The organism is Rothia mucilaginosa ATCC 25296 (genome assembly GCF_000175615.1).
Taxonomy (GTDB): Bacteria; Actinomycetota; Actinomycetes; order Actinomycetales; family Micrococcaceae; genus Rothia; species Rothia mucilaginosa.
The window spans coordinates 174,363-191,781 of the sequence record NZ_ACVO01000005.1; the positions used below are offsets into that span (position 1 = coordinate 174,363).

General features: G+C 64.0%; 12 protein-coding genes. 10 read left to right on the top strand and 2 right to left on the bottom strand.

Annotated features, from left to right (window positions below; all coding sequences use genetic code 11):
* Window positions 1–3 precede the first annotated feature (3 nt).
* The 3 genes from ROTMU0001_RS01900 to ROTMU0001_RS01910 all read left to right on the top strand — a co-directional run bounded on the left by ROTMU0001_RS01900 (window position 4) and on the right by ROTMU0001_RS01910 (window position 7,530).
* Window positions 4–1,131, top strand: coding sequence for an efflux RND transporter periplasmic adaptor subunit (locus tag ROTMU0001_RS01900; protein WP_005507836.1), 1,128 nt, complete (start codon window positions 4–6; stop codon window positions 1,129–1,131).
* Window positions 1,128–3,377 (top strand): ABC transporter ATP-binding protein/permease, encoded by a 2,250-nt coding sequence (locus ROTMU0001_RS01905; protein WP_044142221.1) that lies wholly within the window; start codon window positions 1,128–1,130, stop codon window positions 3,375–3,377. Before ROTMU0001_RS01900 ends, ROTMU0001_RS01905 begins: the two co-directional genes overlap by 4 nt.
* 178 nt (window positions 3,378–3,555) lie before the next feature.
* The gene (locus ROTMU0001_RS01910) at window positions 3,556–7,530 is read left to right on the top strand and encodes a thiol reductant ABC exporter subunit CydD/CydC (protein WP_005507839.1); all 3,975 of its coding nucleotides are present in this window, start codon (window positions 3,556–3,558) and stop codon (window positions 7,528–7,530) included.
* A gap of 193 nt (window positions 7,531–7,723) precedes the next feature.
* Here the strand turns inward: ROTMU0001_RS01910 and ROTMU0001_RS01915 are convergent, their stop codons facing one another.
* Window positions 7,724–10,249: a DNA gyrase/topoisomerase IV subunit A gene (locus ROTMU0001_RS01915; RefSeq protein WP_005507840.1), complete on the bottom strand. Its 2,526-nt coding sequence runs from the start codon at window positions 10,247–10,249 to the stop codon at window positions 7,724–7,726.
* 285 nt (window positions 10,250–10,534) lie between these two features.
* On the opposite strand from ROTMU0001_RS01915, the gene ROTMU0001_RS01920 reads away from it, so the two are divergent.
* Together ROTMU0001_RS01920 and ROTMU0001_RS01925 are read left to right on the top strand one after the other, a co-directional pair.
* A complete protein-coding gene (locus tag ROTMU0001_RS01920; RefSeq protein ID WP_005506389.1) occupies window positions 10,535–11,128 on the top strand; it encodes a DUF5998 family protein in 594 nt (197 codons plus the stop codon).
* A gap of 115 nt (window positions 11,129–11,243) precedes the next feature.
* Window positions 11,244–12,509 (top strand): alkaline phosphatase family protein, encoded by a 1,266-nt coding sequence (locus ROTMU0001_RS01925; protein WP_005507842.1) that lies wholly within the window; start codon window positions 11,244–11,246, stop codon window positions 12,507–12,509.
* Between the two features lie 144 nt (window positions 12,510–12,653).
* On the opposite strand, the gene sepH is transcribed toward ROTMU0001_RS01925, so the two are convergent.
* Window positions 12,654–13,829, bottom strand: coding sequence for a septation protein SepH (gene sepH, locus ROTMU0001_RS01930; protein WP_005507843.1), 1,176 nt, complete (start codon window positions 13,827–13,829; stop codon window positions 12,654–12,656).
* Window positions 13,830–14,155: 326 nt separating this feature from the next.
* Between sepH and ROTMU0001_RS01935 the strand changes: the two genes are divergently transcribed.
* The 5 genes from ROTMU0001_RS01935 (at window position 14,156) to ROTMU0001_RS01955 (ending at window position 17,358) form a co-directional block, all read left to right on the top strand.
* Entirely contained in the window at window positions 14,156–14,455 is a 300-nt protein-coding gene (locus ROTMU0001_RS01935; protein WP_005506382.1) for a DUF4193 domain-containing protein, read from the top strand.
* A 240-nt stretch (window positions 14,456–14,695) separates the two neighbouring features.
* A complete protein-coding gene (dut, locus tag ROTMU0001_RS01940; RefSeq protein ID WP_044142235.1) occupies window positions 14,696–15,142 on the top strand; it encodes a dUTP diphosphatase in 447 nt (148 codons plus the stop codon).
* Between the two features lie 77 nt (window positions 15,143–15,219).
* A complete protein-coding gene (locus ROTMU0001_RS01945) occupies window positions 15,220–16,014 on the top strand; it encodes a DUF3710 domain-containing protein (protein WP_005507845.1) in 795 nt (264 codons plus the stop codon).
* Window positions 16,014–16,553, top strand: a complete 540-nt coding sequence (locus tag ROTMU0001_RS01950) for a hypothetical protein (RefSeq protein ID WP_005507846.1) — start codon at window positions 16,014–16,016, stop codon at window positions 16,551–16,553. The genes ROTMU0001_RS01945 and ROTMU0001_RS01950 overlap by 1 nt, the downstream gene beginning before the upstream one ends.
* Window positions 16,543–17,358, top strand: coding sequence for a DUF3159 domain-containing protein (locus ROTMU0001_RS01955; RefSeq protein WP_005507847.1), 816 nt, complete (start codon window positions 16,543–16,545; stop codon window positions 17,356–17,358). Before ROTMU0001_RS01950 ends, ROTMU0001_RS01955 begins: the two co-directional genes overlap by 11 nt.
* Window positions 17,359–17,419: the final 61 nt, after the last annotated feature.

Below are 17,419 nucleotides of genomic sequence, written 5' to 3' on the forward strand. Positions count from 1 at the left end.
GCCATGACCACTCACACGAAAAACCAAAACAGCGGGCACCGCTTTAGCGAGCGCATCGCCCGACCCCGCGTGCTCCTGCTGCTGGCTATTCTCGCCATCGGTTCGCTCATGCTGTCCTTCTACCTGGGCACCCGCTACGCCGCCACGGGCCCCGACCCGGCCGTGCAGGCAAAAACCGTGATCCCGGTCTGGGCGAAGGTTGAAGAACGCACCGTCAGCGAGGGCCTCGCCATTGCCGGAACCACCAAGGCGGGGGAGACCGCCCCGATTAGCGCGCGCACCAACGGTGAGCCGGTGCTCGTCTACCAGAACCAGAAGCCCGGTAACGTGCTCAAGGCCGGTGACTTCATCGGCATTATCGGCGCCGACCCCGTCTTCGTACTGGAGGGTCCGTTGCCGCTGTACCGCGACCTCAACCTGGGCGATAACGGCGACGACGTGCTCGCCTTCCAGAAGGCACTGAACTCCGCCGGGTACGCCACCGCTCAGAGCGGCACAGTCACCGAAGACACCCTCGACGCCGTCACGCGCCTGCACCGCGCGCACCTGACCGGCGTGCCCAGCGAAGGGGTCACCAGCATTGCCCGCAGCAACTACGCGATTCTGCCCGGCGGAAGCCACACCGTCACCGCAGTTGCGGCGGTCGGCCAGCTCATCAGCGACGGCAACCCCATCGCGAGTGTAGAAACCAGCGAACCCTACGTGGAATCCAGCGTTGAGCTCTCCGTTGCCAATAAGCTCAAGGCCGGCGACCGCGTTAGCCTGCGCACCTCCACCGGCAGCGTGGAGGGCACCATCACCAGCATTGGTGAGCTGCAGAACGACCCCTCCAAGGGTGCGGCAAAGAGCGTGCGATTCAGCGCCGACGACCCGAGCAAACTCACTCCGGGGCAGAGCGCATCCATCACCAGTAAGGGCAACACCTCAACCACCCTCGCCGTGCCGACTACCGCGGTACGTCAGGATTCCCAGGGCACCTACGTGCTCGTTGAAAAGGGCGGAAGCTCCACCTCGACCAGCAAGGATGCGCCCGCCACCGAACGAGTCAACGTTGAGGTTCTACGCACCGCCGGCGGATACGCCGCAATCAACGCGAACCTCAGCGCGGGACAGAAGGTGCTTGTCTCATGAGCCGCCGTAAGATAACCCCAGACACAAGCCCAGGACGTGCGCCTACAATTGCGCCCAACGTAGCGTCCGCCGCTACACCTGCCGCCGGGCTCGGTACCGCGCCCGCTATTGAAATGCACGGCATTACCCGCATCTTCGAGGGGAGCGAACGAGCAGTCCTCGACCACCTCGACCTGGTGGTCGAACGCGGCGAATTCCTCGCCATTATTGGTCCGTCGGGCTCCGGTAAATCCACCCTGCTCAACGCCATTGGCCTGCTCGACACGCCCACCAGCGGAACCTACAGCCTCTTCGGCAAAAACACGGAAGGACTCAGCGACAGAGAACGCGACGAAATGCGCCGAGACCACCTCGGCTTCATCTTCCAATCCTCGAACATGCTGCTGGACGAAACCAGCACAACCAACGCCTCCATGGGCCTGCGCGTGCAGGGCGTACCCTACGGCGAGCGCCTGCAACGCACCGAAGAAACCCTAGAATTTCTGGGGTTGAGCGACCGCGCCAGCATCCGCACCCGCTACCTCTCCGGCGGCGAAAAGCAGCGCTGCGCCATTGCCCGCGCCCTCGCCACGCGCCCGCCGCTGATTCTTGCCGACGAGCCGACCGGCAACCTGGACAGCCACAATAGCGCCAAGGTCATTGAGATTCTTCAGCGCATTAACGCGACCGGCTGTACTGTGCTGGTGATTACCCACGACCCGGAGGTTGCCGCCGCCGCCCGCCGCGTGATCCGCATTGAGGATGGGCAGCTGCACGAGCAGAGCCGCGCCGACTTGGCTACGGTGCCGGTCGCTGAGGTGCCGGTTGCCGAGGCTGTGCCGGTTGCAACGGACACCCCGGCAGAAGCCACGGTTGGTGCCCCGGTAGATGCTACCACCAGCCTCGCACCGGGGGAGAAGCCCGCTACGCATCGCCGCGGAAGCTTCCTCACCGACGACAGCATCGAGGCAATCTCGGCGCTCACCTCACGACCGCTACGCACCCTGCTGCTGGGCCTGTCCTTCGCACTGGGCGTGGGCGGACTCATCAGCGCCTCCGGCATGAGCGAATCCGCCAGCTACCAGGTGAACCAGCGCCTGCTCGGATCCGAACAATCCACGCTCTACATCAGCGACAGGGACAATGACCAAAACATGCTCGGAACCTACCGGCAGGGCGAATCCGCGCAGAATGTTGCCGACCGCATTAGCGCGCTGGACTACGTGAAGAACACAGGATTCGTCAGCAGCGTGGCACCCGCCGACGTGCGAATCACCCGGTTCAGCCCCTACGAGGACGAACCCAAAACGGCGATTGGCCTCAGCTCCACCTCGAAGACCAGGCTCGAACAAATCGGTGCCCGCATGAACCCCGAAACCCTGCGTGCGCTCGAACAGATGAACTCGACCCTCACCCAGCAGAACGTTGCCGACCGTGAACGCTCCGAGCAGCTCTCCGGCGCTATCGTCTCGGTCTCCGCTGCCCGCGCCCTCGGCATTCTCCCCGAAGATAAGGCGGCAGATAACGCCACAACCGAGCCCAGGCCCGGCGAGATGCCCGCCGTCGAGTACGGCATTAAGCTCGGCGGACTGCCGCAGGTGGCACCCGGTGTGAGCATCTGGGTGGAAGGTCAGCTGATGCCGGTTATCGGCCTCTTCGACCCCGGCAACAGCGGCTACGAATTCAGGAACACGGTCATTGTTTCGCCGGGCACACTTCAGCGCACCGGACGCGGCCAGGTGACCTACATTGCCGAAACCGAACGGGGCTACGGCAAGGCGGTCGCCAAGGCGATTCCGCTGACCCTCAAACCCGCTGAACCCAGCCAAATCAACGTGGAAACCCCCTCCGACCTGCAGAGCCTGCGCGCGTCCATCGCCTCGGATCTGGGCCTGTACGTGGGTGTGCTCTCCGGTATTCTGCTGGTGCTCGCCTCCCTCTCGGCGGCAACCGCAATGTATCTGTCCGTGCAATCGCGCACCGCAGAGATTGCGCTGCGCCGCGCCATCGGATCGAGTAAATGGCTGATTGCCCGCATCTTCCTCATGGAGGGTGTCATGCTCGGCGTGCTCGGCGGCTCCATCGGCGCCTGCTCCGGCATGATTGCGACCATCATTCTTTCGCTCGTGCAAGGCTGGCAGGCGGTTCTTTCCCCGGGATTCGTGGTGCTCGGCGTGGGCGTTGGCGCCCTTACCGGTCTGGTGTCTTCGGCGTACCCGGCGTGGGTAGCGTCCCGCAAGAGCCCCGCCGATGCGATGCGCGGCTAGAACTAGCGCTGGGTGAGGACCAGCCAATTATCCGAAACTTGACTGGTCAAATAGGTATTGGATAGCCCAACCCTTAAACTGATGGGAGGTAAAAACAGCAGAAGACTAAGGACAACACGTGAGTCGAACGCACACACCGCGTCATGCTGACAAACATCAGAACACCGAGGCACCAGAGGTGACCGAAGGAAAGCGCAATGACCGCGCTGACCGCCGCCCGCCCCTGGGCCCTGACGCCCGTAAAACCCTCAGCACGTTCGGTGTCATCACCGCCGTGCACACCCTCGCGACGGTGCTTTTCAGCGCCGCCCTGGCTGTGATTATTGCCCGCGCGGCACACGCCGGTTTCGCCGCTGTTGCCGCCGAGCACGCGCGCCTCAAAGAGACCAGCGCCCCGGACGTGTACCGCGCCTACATTGAGTTCTCGGGCTCCGCGCAGGCGCAGCTGGAGGCGCACGGCGGCTGGCTGCTCGGCCTCGGTGGGCTCTTCGGTGACGCAGACACCATTACCCCCGGCCTGATTGCGGTCGCCGTGGTTGCCCTGCTCGTCCGCTCGGGTACCGACTACCTGCTGGCTGTGAGCGCGCAGCGTGCCGCCTCCGGGGCGAAGTCTCAGATTCGTTCCTCGCTGCTCAAGCGCGTGCTCGCCACCGGTGGCGCAGACACCCCCGAAGGTACCGGCGCGACCGCTGTGCTGCTGTCCCGTGGCTTGAACGCTCTGGATGACTACTACACCAAGACCCTGACCGCGTTCGTGTCCACCGCGATTGTGCCGTTCATCCTCTGGGTTGTTGTGGCGGCCCTAGACTGGATGAGCGCCATGGTGCTGGCATGCACCCTGCCGCTTATTCCGGTGTTCATGATCCTGATTGGTAAGAACACCCGCGACGAAACCGCAGAAGCTCAGGCTGAACTGCACCGCCTCTCCGACCATATTCTGGAGCTGGTGCGCGGCCTGCCCGTCATTATCGGTCTGGGCCGTGAACGTGCACAGACCCGCTCCATGAACGCCCTCGGTCAGCGTTACCGTGAACGCACCATGCAGACTTTGCGTAGCGCTTTCATGTCTTCGCTTGCGTTGGAGCTCATCACCACCATTTCGGTGGCGCTGATTGCTGTGCTGATTGGTGTGCGCCTGGTCAACGGCACCCTGGGCCTGGACACCGCAATTCTCGTGCTGCTGCTGGCCCCCGAATGCTACCAGCCGCTGCGTGATGTGGGTGCCGCCTACCACCAGTCGGAGGATGGCGTTGCCGCTCTGCGTAGCGCCCAGAAGATTATTGATGCGCCCCTGCCCGCCGCCGCTGCGGACTCGGAAGCCCAGGATTCGGCAGCGCAGAAGGCTCAGCCTTCCACCATCGCTGTTGAGGACCTGTCGGTGAGCTACCCGGCGCGTCCTGCCGTGCTGACTAACCTGTCCCTGAACCTGGACCGTCGCGTTGCTACCGCTCAGGGTGTAACTGCCCAGGATGCACGCGGTGCGGTTATCGGCGTGATGGGTGAATCCGGCTGCGGTAAGTCCACCCTGCTGAACGTGTTCTCTGGTGCCGTGCGTGAAGGTCTGGTGCCCACCGGCTCGGAGGAGCCCGTGCACCTGACCGGTAGCGTGACCGGTCTGGGAACCACCCTAGTTATTCCGCAGTCGCCGGTCTTCACCGCGCCGACCGTGCAGACCGAAATGGCGCTCTACGCACTCAGCGCTACCGAGGCTGAGCGTGAGCGTGCAGCCGCTCTGCTCGGTGAAGCGATGGACTCCAAGAAGCTGTCCGTCACCGATGCCGAGTCCGCGCTGCTGGTTGGCCCGCTGGCTCAGCTGGGCATGGAGAAGCTGACCGCCCTTGAGCCCGGTGCCCTCAGCGCAGGTCAGGCGCGCCGCCTCGCCGTGGCACGTACCCTGGCTCGTGCCGAGGCTATCTACCGTGCCGGCGGTGAGCAGACCGTGCTGACCGTCCTGGTGGATGAGCCGACCGCGCACCTGGACGCCTACTCGGCATACCTGGTGACCCGCGCCCTGCACCGTCTGGCGGAACTTGGCGCAACCGTGCTGATCGTGACCCACGAGCAAGAGCTCGCCGCTGGCTGCGACACCCTCGTTCGTGCCGTGCAGACCGCCCAGGGCTACACCTGGACCGCCGAGGCGAACACCGCCCGCGTTGCGGTTCCCGCGCAAGCCCCCGCGCACCTGCTCAAGGACCGGGCAGAGTACGAGGCTGAAAGCACCGCCCCGGCGGGCGCCTCCGCAACTGCCGAGGTCAAGGAAGCTGAGCCTGCCGGCCTGTTCGCAAGCCTGCGCACCCTGAAGGAACTGACCGGTATCGGTGTTCGCGCCGCAACCGGCCCGGTTATCATGGCTGCGATTACTTCCCTGATGGCTGCGGCACTGACTGCGCTGTCCGGCTGGCTGATTGTTCGCGCCGCCGAGGGCCCGGCAATGATGTACCTGATGGTCGCCATTGTGGGCGTGCGTTTCTTCGGCCTGGGTCGTGCCTGCGCCCGCTACGCTGAGCGTCTGATGACCCACTCGAAGGTTCTTGCCGCCGCAAATATTCTGCGTCTGCGCGCCTGGGTTGGCGCATGGCAGAGCGTGAGTAGCGTGCGTGCCCTGCTGCGTGGTGACGCGCTGCTCGAACGCCTCGTGGGTGGTATTGATGAGCTGCGTGACGGCGTGCCGCGCGTTATTATTCCGCCGGCTGCGCACCTGCTGGTTATGACCGCGGCGCTGATTACGACCGCGTGCATCCTGCCGCAGGCTCTGATCCCGGTCCTGATTGCCGTTCTGGTCAGTACTTTTGTGGCTCCGTGGATTGTGCTCCGCGCCGATGCCCGTGCGGAGGCGCTGGCTCGCCGCTCCACCGCGCAGATGCTGCGCCTGGGTACCGGCATGCTCTCGGCGGCTGAGGACCTGCGCGCTAACGGCGTGGCAACCACCGCTGAGAAGGCTAACGGCGCCCTGGATGCCGAGAACCTGTCCGCCCTGCAGAAGGGCTCGACTGCTCAGGGCGTGGGTCGTACCCTCGTGACCCTGAGCTGGTTCGGTGCGGCTCTGGCGAGCGCAGTCATTGCTTACCCGCTGGCTGTTGACGGCACCGTGCGTGCCCCCGAAGCGGCGATTGTGGTGTTGCTGTGCACCGGCATGCTGGAAAGCTCCCTGGGCCATGTTGAGGCGGTCCGCTCCTGGCCCGCGTTCAGCCGCCTGCTCGCTACGATTGCCCCGAGCGTGCGTGACGTATCCCTGGAGGGTGTTGTTGCGACTTCGACCCTGAAGCGTTCCGTGCCGACCGAGGCTGAGGTGGACACCCACGTTCTGCCGCGTCGTGTTGAGCGTCTGCGTGCCCGCGCGGAGGCCGAGATGGAGGAGCTGCTGGAAGCTGACCGTCAGCGTGCCCAGCGTTTTGCCCGCCCCGAATCTGGCGCTAAGGCGGATTCTAAGGCTGTGCGCCCGCCGAAGCCCGGCGAACCCACCCTGGTCAGCTGCGGTACCCCGCAGGAGCTTGGCGTGAAGGTCACCGACCCCGCCCTGAGCCTGCAGGACGCTGCCGCCCGCTGGCCCGGCATGGATCACCCGGTCTTCACCGACCTGAACATGAACGCCCGTGCGGGCTCCTGGACTGCGGTGACCGGCCCCTCCGGTTCCGGTAAGTCTACGGTGCTTGCAACCGTTCTGGGCTTCTTGCCGCTGGAGTCCGGCCGTGTGCTGGCTTCCGGTGAGGTCCTGGAGGGTGAGCAGCTGCGCGGCTACGCGGCGTGGTGCCCGCAGGCGGCTCACATTTTTGAGTCGACCCTTGAGGGTAACCTGATGCTGGCTCGTGACCGTTCGGATCGCCCGAGCGAGGAAGAGCTGATTGAGGTTCTGCGCCGTGTGGGTCTGGGCGAGTGGTTTGACGCTCTGCCTCAGGGCCTGCGCACCCCGGTGGGTGCTGGCGGTTCCTTCCTGTCGGGTGGTCAGCGTCAGCGTCTGGCGGTGGCTCGTGCCCTGCTGGTGAACTCGCCGGTGCTGTTGCTGGATGAGCCGACCGCGCACCTGGACGCTGAGTCTGCCCGCGCGCTGATGGCTGACTTGGATGCGGCGACCCGCTCCAGCTCTGTGGCTACGGTTCTGGTGTCGCACCGTCCCGAGGATATTGCCCGCTGCGATGAAATGGTTCGCCTCTAAACGCAGCTGAGCGTAGCCACCACGGGCGAGATTGAACGCAATAAACTGCGAGAAATGCCCCGGTACTTCGTGAAAGTACCGGGGCATTTCTTTGTGCAAAATTTTCTGGGCACATTGCTCTGCGCGTTATATCTGCGCGGATTCTCCCAGGCTTTGTAAACAACCTGAGGTTGAAAGGCCGTGAACGGCGCGCCTAGAAGAGCTTTTCACCCTCCGGGCTAACCGCCAGCGTAGCAGAAACAGCCGCATAGTTCGGGCCCACAATGCCGATGCTCTGAGTGAGCATCACACCGGAACCGTCACGGGCACCGTGCTCGGTCGGCAGGGAACGAGCCACACCGCCGGAGGACGCCGCCTTCGCCGGGCCCACGCCCACCCACGCCAGAGCCAGCTGGCTCTCACCGGTGAGGAATCGGTGCGCACGCACGCCACCGGTCGCGCGGCCCTTCTGCGGGTACTCGCTCAGCGCGGTGACCTTGGCGCTCGCCAGGCCGTCCTTGCCGTTGGTGACGGTCACGACCTCCGCCGCGTCGCCGGGCGCGGTCACACCCAGGGCGATGAGGCGGTCGCCATCGGCAAGCTTGATGCCTGCGATACCGCCGCCGGTGCGTCCCTGCGGGCGGACCTTCGCCGCGTCGAAGGTCAGCAGCTTCGCGTCGCGGGTGACGAAGGTGAGTACCGCATCGTCGGTGGGGCAGGGGGCGGCGGCTACGATTTCGTCGCCGTCCTTGAGCTTCATGATGTCCCACTCGGTCTGGTTCAGCGGGTAATCCGGGTTGAGGCGCTTGATCACGCCGCCCGCGGTTGCCAGCGCCAGCACCGTGTTCAGCGGTACGAGGGCGACCAGCTTCTCACCCTTGGCGAGCTGAACCAGCTCGGCTGCCTTCACCGCCGACGCCATGGAGGGGGTGCCACCGTTCTCGTCCAGCACCGCAATGTCCATGACGGACAGGCGCACCATGCGTCCTGCGGAGGTCACGGCACCGATCTCGCCGCGCGCGGTGGTCGGCACAATCGAGGTGAACACGTCGTGCTTGAAACGCTTGCCGGGATCCACGAGCGCTTCGCGGATGGGCTTGCCGGGGGTGCGTCCCATCATGCCGGATGCCGAAAGTAGCACCCAGCAGGGATCGTCCGCGATTTCGAGGGCGAGGCCCAGGCTCTTCTTCGTCTTGGACTGCGCGGTGACTGCCTCAATGGCGACCTGCATCTCGTCCTTGGTTTTGAGCTGGGTGCGGCGGTCGGTGCCGTAGCGTTCGGCGACCTCTGCGAGCTCTTCGGAGACCAGTTCGCGCAGCGCCGCATCGGAGCCGAGGATACGCTGCAGTTCCGCGATTTCCTGCTGCAGGGTTTCGCGTTCTGCTTCGAGTTCCAGGCGGGAGTACTTGGTGAGCTGGCGCAGGCGCAGCTCCAGAATGTGGTTCGCCTGGGTGTCGGTCAGGTCGAAGACGACCTTCAGCTTTTCGCGTGCCTGAGCGGTCTCATCAGACTCACGAATGATCTGGATGACCTCGTCAATGTCGAGGATCGCCACGAGCAGGCCCTCCACCAGGTGCAGGCGGTCGGTGCGCTTGCCCAGGCGGAATTCGGTGCGGCGGCGGACCACGTTCAGGCGGTGGTCAATGTACACGCGCATCAGGTCGAGCAGGCCGAGGGTCTGCGGCTGACCGTCCACGAGCGCCACGTTGTTGATACCGAAGGAATCCTCAAGCGGAGTGTGCTTGTAGAGGGCGGCGAGCACCGCCTCCGGGTTGAAACCGTTCTTGATTTCGATGACGAGGCGCAGACCGTTGGTGCGGTCAGTCAGGTCGACCACGTCGGAGATGCCGGTGAGCTTCTTGGAGTTGACGCCGTCCTTGATCTTTTCGATGACCTTCTCGGGGCCGACCATGTACGGCAGTTCGGTGACGACAATGCCCTGCTTGCGGGGGCTGACCTGCTCGATGGAGACCTTTGCGCGGGTCTTGAAAGTACCGCGGCCGGTTTCGTAGGCGTCACGGATACCTCCCAGACCCACGATGGTGCCGCCGGTAGGCAGGTCGGGGCCGGGGATGAACTTCATGATGTCTTTGAGGGTCGCCTCGGGGTGGGCGATGAGGTGGCGGGTACCGGCGATGACCTCGCGCAGGTTGTGCGGCGCCATGTTGGTTGCCATGCCGACCGCAATGCCGGTGGTGCCGTTGACGAGCAGGTTCGGGAACGCTGCGGGCAGCACGGAGGGCTGCATGAACTGGTTGTCGTAGTTCGGTACGAAGTCAACCACGTCTTCTTCGAGGTCCGCGGTGAGTGCCTGCGCGGCGGGCGCCATGCGTGCTTCGGTGTATCGGGCGGCTGCCGGACCGTCATCGAGGGAGCCGAAGTTACCGTGACCGTCAACGAGGGGCAGGCGCAGCGCGAAGGGCTGGGCGAGGCGCACCATGGCGTCGTAGATGGCGGCGTCGCCGTGCGGGTGGAGCTTACCCATGACCTCGCCGGTCACGCGGGCGCTCTTGACATGGCCCTTGTCAGGGCGCAGACCCATCTGCTGCATCATGTAGAGGATACGGCGCTGCACGGGCTTGAGGCCGTCGCGGGCGTCGGGGAGGGCGCGCGAATAAATCACCGAATAGGAGTATTCCAGGAAGCTGGTTTCCATCTCGGCGGATACGTCGATGTCGACGATATTCTCTACCACATCCACCGGGTAGTCGCTGACGGCGGATTTGGATCGGCGAGCCATATATCTCCTCGTGTCGGTGTGTTTTCGCTCCTCCTATTTTAGCGGGTGGGAGTGGAGGAGACGGGCTGGCTGGTCAGCGTCATCTGTGGGGTGCGCCAAGACGGTTGCGGGGCAGTAACCGAAGCGTACCGGGGGAGCGCACGCCGTCATATGAGCCTGTATTAGCGTGGTCAAGTAGCATAGCCCGGCTGGAACCCTCTAAGGTAGAGGGAGTAATACCTAACCGCCTTCATCGTGTGTGCCGACCGACGTCGCCTCATGAGGGCACCGCACGAAAGAGGTACGATGTACGCCACCACCCCCGAACGCGAGCAATTGGTCGCAGACATTAAGCATGCCGGTTTCTACCCCGACCTCGTGCTGGAAGTGGTGGATGACGCGCTAGCGGGCATGAACCCGGACGCGCACTTCGTACAGCATGAAACCCACTTCTCACGCGATGATTTTCACCGCCACATCACCGTGATGGTGCTCTGCGGTGAGCACGTCATCTTTGCGCACCTGGACGACCAGCACCTTGAAGGTGACGCGCAGGGCACCGTGGCGCATGTGAGCGTGGAGGCGGTGCACCTGAGCGCCCTGAACGCGGTCACCATCAGCTACGGTTTCAGCCAGCCGCAGGCGTACAACGCCGGTAGCACCGCCCCGACTGAGATTTCCTTCCAGATTGCTTGGACCGGTTCGTTGCACATGGAGCTGGCTCCTGCCGGCTGCCAGGATCCGCAGTGCAACGCCGACCACGGCTTCACCGGCGATGCGCGCCGCGAGGACATTGCGGTGCGTGTTTCTGCGACCGCTGACGGTCCGGAATCGGTTCAGCGTGCGCAGCATTTTGCGCGTGCTCTGCACCGTGCCCGCATGTACGCAACCCGCCGATAAACACCACCGATAAGCACCGGTGGTAGCGCTCGCCGCACAATAACAGCCCGCACAGTATAAATCCCTCGCGGCGCCCCGTACTTTCACACACCCGCCACACCCCTGAGAGGACCTTATGACGGTACAGACCACCCTGCACGATGTTCTGGGCGCGCCGTTGCCTCCCGCGCCCGCCTACGGTAGCAATAGCATCGCCGATGTGCTGGAGTCCGCCTCCTCTCTGGTGGCTCAGCGAAGCCTGGCGCGCCCCGCGCACGCGCTAGATTCCGACCCGGCGTTCCACGCTGTTGCCGACCCGCTGAACCTTGCCGGCCGCCTCGCGGAGCAGGATGTTGACCCGGTGTCGTTCCGTCACGCCTGCGTGATCATGGTGGACGGCCTGGGCGAGCAGCTGCTCAACAGCTACGGTGGCTACGCGCCCGCCCTGCGTAAGACCCTGAACCTGGGCCCGCTGGACGCCGCGTTCCCCACTACGACTGCCGCCTCCCTGACCTCGCTGGGCACCGGCACGGCACCCGGCGCGCACGGCATTGCCGGCTACGAGGTGCGTAACCCGGCAGGTAATGGGGGAGTGGGCTCGGTCATGAACCACCTGTCCGGCTGGGATCAGTCGGTGGACCCGCACGCCTGGCAGCCGCTGCCGACCGTGCTGGAACGCCACCATACGAACCGCCGCGTGCTCACCATTTCGCTGGGTAAGTACCGCGGTACCGGCCTGACGGAGGCGGCGCTACGCGGCGGCGACTTCGTGGACGCCGTCGGCTACAACGCCCGCGTCACCTACGCCCTGGAGGCGCTCTCCGGCCGCACCCCGACCACCGTGTACCTGTACTGGGGCGAGATTGACGCGGCGGGCCACCGCTACGGCGTGGGCAGTGACGAATGGCTACAGCAGCTGGAGGAGCTGAACTCGGCGCTGAAGCGTCTGGCGGAGCGCGCCCCGGCGTGGGCGGCACTCTTCGTGACCGCCGATCACGGCATGGTGAACGTGCCCGAGCACCAGCGCATCGACTACTCTGGCGTGGAGGAGCTGACCCGCAACATCGCCATGACCGCCGGTGAACCGCGCGCCGTGCACCTGTACCTCGAAGACACCTCGGAGGCGGCACGTACCGCCACCGCTCAGCGTTGGGCGCAGTACTGGGGCGAGCGCGCCTGGGTGATTGATTCTCGTGAGCTGATGCGCACCGGCTACTTTGGTCCGGTCATCACGGATGCGGCGCGCGGCCGCATTGGCGACCTGATGGTGTGCGCTCGCGACGATTGGGCGCTGTACGATATGCGCCACTATCAGGAGCGTGCCCTGCACATGGTTGGTCAGCACGGTTCGCTGACGGACGCTGAGCGTCTGGTGCCGTTGCGCATGCTCAAGACTTTCTAAAGTACTAGTCTTCTAAAACGCTGGAGGATAAACGAAAACCGCTGGTTATTCGGGTGAATAACCAGCGGTTTTCGTATGTCTAGAGGCCCTTGACTAAAGCCCTCGTCTAGATGCCCTTAATCGGACGGGCGCGAGGGTGCTCGCTTACTTGCGGCCGCCGAAGATGATGTCATCCCATGCCGGAACGCTCACGCGCTGCTTCTTCGAGGAAGACTTGGGCTTCTCGGCCGCGGAGGCGGGCTCAGCCGGTACCTCAGCTGCGGGCTCAGGCTGTGCTTCAGCTGCGGGCGCCTCAGCAGCGGGTGCGTCCTCGACGGGTGCCGGCAGGGCGAAGGACTCGACCGGAACGGATTCAACGGGTGCTTCCGAATCCACAGCCAGCGGGTCGGTGGTTTCGAGGGTGGTTTCTGCGGTGGGCTCGGGTGCAGCAGGAGCCGCAGATTCTACCGGCGCAGACACACCAGGTGCAACAGGTGCCGCGGGCGCAGCCGGTGCTACAGGCTCAGCGGACTCGCGGTGTACGAACACCTCGGGCTCTTCAACCTGCGCCGGGCGCACCGAGCGGGCGCGCTCCAAAAGCTCCTTGAGCTTACGCTCATCGGCGCTCTCAGAGGAAGTAAGGGGTGCCGGTGCGGGCTCGGGTGCCTTCGGCAGTCGGGCGGGAGGAACCTCCACGGGAGCCTTCTTCGCGGCGGCGGCAACAGCATCCTCACTATTGCCCATCAGGAAGTACGCCGCCTCATTCGATGCGTACAGGCCCTGGTTCGCCGGGTTGTACACCCAACGTGCGGGGAAGACGACCTGCGCGGGCAGGTTCTGACGCACCGAATCCTTCAGCGCAATATCAACCTCAACGCGCCACTGGCCGTTCTCCTGCTGGCGGGTGGTCCAGTCCTGAGTTGCATCCTCAAAACCGTAACGCTCGGAGACTTCCTCAATGCGGGCGCTCAGGGTCACGGGAATCTGTGCGGTACCCGAAGCGGAGCTGCGGCGACCAATCTTCACGCTCTGAGCGGCACGAATAATGTGGGCACGCTCAGCAACGATCGGCCACTCGTAGCGGCGCACGCGCTCCGGCTCCCAACCGGACTCTTCAGCGATTTCCTCAACGGAGGCACCCTGACGGAAACGGGTCTGAATATCGCGCGGACCGTAGGTGCCCTTAGCACCCAGACCGCGGGCGGGCTGAATACGGCGAGCCTTGGTGATGCTCGTGCGCAGGTTCGCGTCAATCGGCAGCAAGAAGCGGGTGCCGTCAGCAGACTCAAGCACCAGATTTTCGCCGTCATCGTGAACGCCAATCAGACGCAGTTCAAGCATGAGAACCTCCATAGGTGAACCGGACGCGTTCGTGAATGTGTTGCACGGAACGCAAACTACCTACCAGGGTACCGTGAAAGCGCGGTAAATCAGTAGCGGAGGCGGGATTTTCACCAAAAAAAGATGTACTTTTCGCACCGAAAAAGCTAGAATGTGACGCCTAAACAGTCCAAAGCCTACCCAGGATTAGACAAATAGGGTGCCAATGGTGAACAATACCTGGCATGCCGTCGGGGTTAATTACACACCAGCGGCACCTAGAGCACTCATTAAACCAGCGTGGCCTAGTCCAACACACAGCCACAGAACCAACGGAGCGTGAAAGTTTGGCAACTGATTACGATGCACCTCGCAAGCAGGACGAAGAGCAGAACGAAGAGTCCTACGAGGAGCTGAACGCCCGCCGTTCCGAGATGCAGTCCGGTGCGGTGGACGAAGACGAAAACAGCGCAGCAGAAAGCTTCGAGCTGCCCGGTGCTGACCTCTCCAACGAGGAGCTGAACGTTGTTGTTCTGCCCGCTCAGGACGACGAGTTCACCTGCGCATCCTGCTTCCTGGTGCGCCACCGCTCGCAGATTGCACGCGAAGAGGGCGGCCTGTCCTACTGCATCGAGTGCGAGGGCTAAAACTTTAGGGAAGGGCTAACACCCACCCGACATACACCTCATGACGGGGCGAGTGCCGAGTGCACCCGCCCCGTTGAGTATGTGAAAGCCGCGCACGCAAGAACGGCGCCGCGTCGCACCCACCACGGCACACCGCCGCACGCGCTGAACGCGAACACGGAACGAAAACACCCCGCAGTAGAGTCTCAACACAGCGCGAGGTGATGGCACAGACACCCGCGAAAGGTTAGAGTATTGACCATGATGACCCCCGTAAACGTCCACATTAAGCTGCTCGACCCCGAGCTGCCCGCACCCGCCTACGCAAAGCCCGGCGACGCCGGCGCTGACCTGCGCTCCCGCATCGACTTCGAGCTGGAACCGGGCGAACGCGCCCTCGTCCCCACCGGCGTGGCAATTGCCCTGCCTGAAGGTTACGTTGGTCTGGTGCACCCGCGCTCCGGCCTGGCAACCAAGAACGGTATCACCATTGTTAACGCACCCGGCACCGTTGATTCCGGCTACCGCGGCGAGCTGATGGTCACCCTGCTCAACACTGACAAGACCAAGTCCTTCCACGTGCAGCGCGGCGACCGCATCGCTCAGCTGGTCATTCAGAAGTACGAGCACGCAACCTTTACCGTGGTGGATGAACTGGAACAGACCGAACGCGGCTCCAGCGGCTTCGGCTCCAGCGGAATCCACTAGTCTGCTCTCACCGCGATTGTCGCACGAGAGAAGAGAAGAAACCCCCGCACCCTGCGTGCGGTGAAAGTAGGAATACCATGTTCGGATTTGGTAAGAAGAAGCACGCCGAGGAGGCTGAAAAGGCCGCCATCGACAAGGCTGTCGCCGAAGAGATTGAGGAGACCAACGTCGAGGTTGAGGAGCTGAAGGAAGAGGAGAACTTTCCCGAGGTCATCAAGTACGACCGCGTCAACGGCCCGCACGACATTGAAGAAGTCACCGCCGAAGACCTCGAAGACTACGTCGACCTGGGTGCGCTGCGCATCAAGCTGCTCGACGGCATGAACCTGCGCCTCGAAACTGACGACGCAACCGGCGCGGTTATCGCCGCAACCATCACCCGCGACGGCGCAACCCTGCAGGTGCAGGCATTCGCTGCACCGCGCACCACCGGCATCTGGGACGACATCCGTCACGACCTGACCGAGTCCGTCGCCTCCCAGGGCGGCATCGTCGAAATCTACGCCGGCGTATTCGGCGCCGAGATGCTGACCCGCCTGCCCGCCGTCACCCCGGACGGTCAGCCCGGTGAGCGTATCGCCCGTTTCGTGGGTGTGGACGGCCCCCGCTGGTTCCTGCGCGGCGTCATCTCCGGCGCGGCTGTGCTCGGTGACGATAAGGCTGCCGCCTCCGTGGAGGAAGTCTTCCGCACTGTCGTGGTGGACCGTGGCGACGACCCGCGCCCGCCGCGCGAGCTGCTGCCCATGACTCTGCCCGCCGACCTGGTCGTTGCGGCTGAGGAAGAGCCCGCCGTGGAGGAAGAGACCGAGAACGAGCACAGCAAGCTGCGCCCGATGCCTCGCCGCGGCCCTGAGATTACCGAGATTGGCTAATGCCTGAGTTCTCGAACTACCCGAGTGCGCTCGCGGTTCCTGAGGAGCAGATTCTTGCTCCCGGGTACCCCGAGCGCTTTCGCGTACGCCTTGCCGGACGCGTGGAGCAGGTATGGCTGCCTGCGCTGCAGGATAAGCCGATGTACCGTGCCGAGCTGGTGGTGGCTAAGTCGAAGCCCCTGCAGTGGTCGAGTCCGCTGGCGCTGATTGGTATGCCGATTGTGGAGCCGCCCGGTGAGGATTTCGAGGAGGAATCCGAGGACCCCGAGAAGCAGCACCATCTGAACACGGCGTCTTTGGCGACCGTGGCGGTGCAGGAGCCTCACGAGGTGTCTTTCCCGCCGTATGCGCCGTTCAACCCGGGAGATAGGGTGCTGCTGAAGTGGCAGGGGCAGCAGATGGTGCCCGGCGTGCTTGCCGGTGCGTTGTTGCGCTGTTCCGGTGTGGTGTCGGTGAGAGCTCATCAGCCGGTGATTTATAACCCGCGCTATGAGATCGTGCCGCAATTCTTTGCTGAGAAGGGAAAACATGAGCGCTGAGCAGTCTTCGACCCAGCCCGATCCGAACGCTAACCCCGCAACTAACCCGGCTGCTGACCCGGCGCGGGAGGAAAATCAGCTGGCGCAGAGCCTGAGCGCCTCCATGGGTGCGAATATGCGCCGCACCGCCAACGGCGATGTGGATATTCTGCACGCTATCGGCGGCTGGCGCGGCCTGGTGGAATCCTCCCTGCCCGCTGTGGCGTTCCTGGTGTTGTTCACCGTGACGAAGGAACTGAACCTGTCCCTGATTGCGGCGCTGGCTGCGGCGGGCGTGTTCACGCTGATTCGTCTGGTGCAGGGCTCTAAGCTGGTGAGTGCGCTGACCGGTCTGGTGGGCGTGGCGATTTGTGCGTTTGCCGCGTACCGTACCGGTAATGCGAGCGACTACTTTGTGGTGGGCTTCTGGACGAACGGCGTGTACATCCTGGCGTATCTGCTGTCGATGCTGGTGCGTTGGCCGATTACGGGCCTGATTTTCGCGGTTATTCGCGGTGAGGCGCTGAGCTGGCGCCAGAACCCGGTACGCCTGCGCCAGTACATGCTGGCCACCTGGATTATTACCGTGCTGATGATGCTGCGCCTTGCCGTGCAGGTGCCCCTGTATTTTGCGAATAATGTGGAGGCGCTGGGCGCGACCCGCCTGATTATGGGTCTGCCGCTGTACGCTTTGGGCGTGTGGCTGGCGTGGCGTGTGTCGGCTCCCGAGGAGGCACCGGTGAGCGAGGACCCCGAGGCTGACGAAACTGCCGAGGCTGGAGAAGCTGCCGACACTGCCGAAGTTGACGGTTCAGAAAGCCGTTAACCCCACAACTTCATACGTAGAAGAACTTCGTAGAAGTATGTGAAAGCCCCGGTACCCGTAA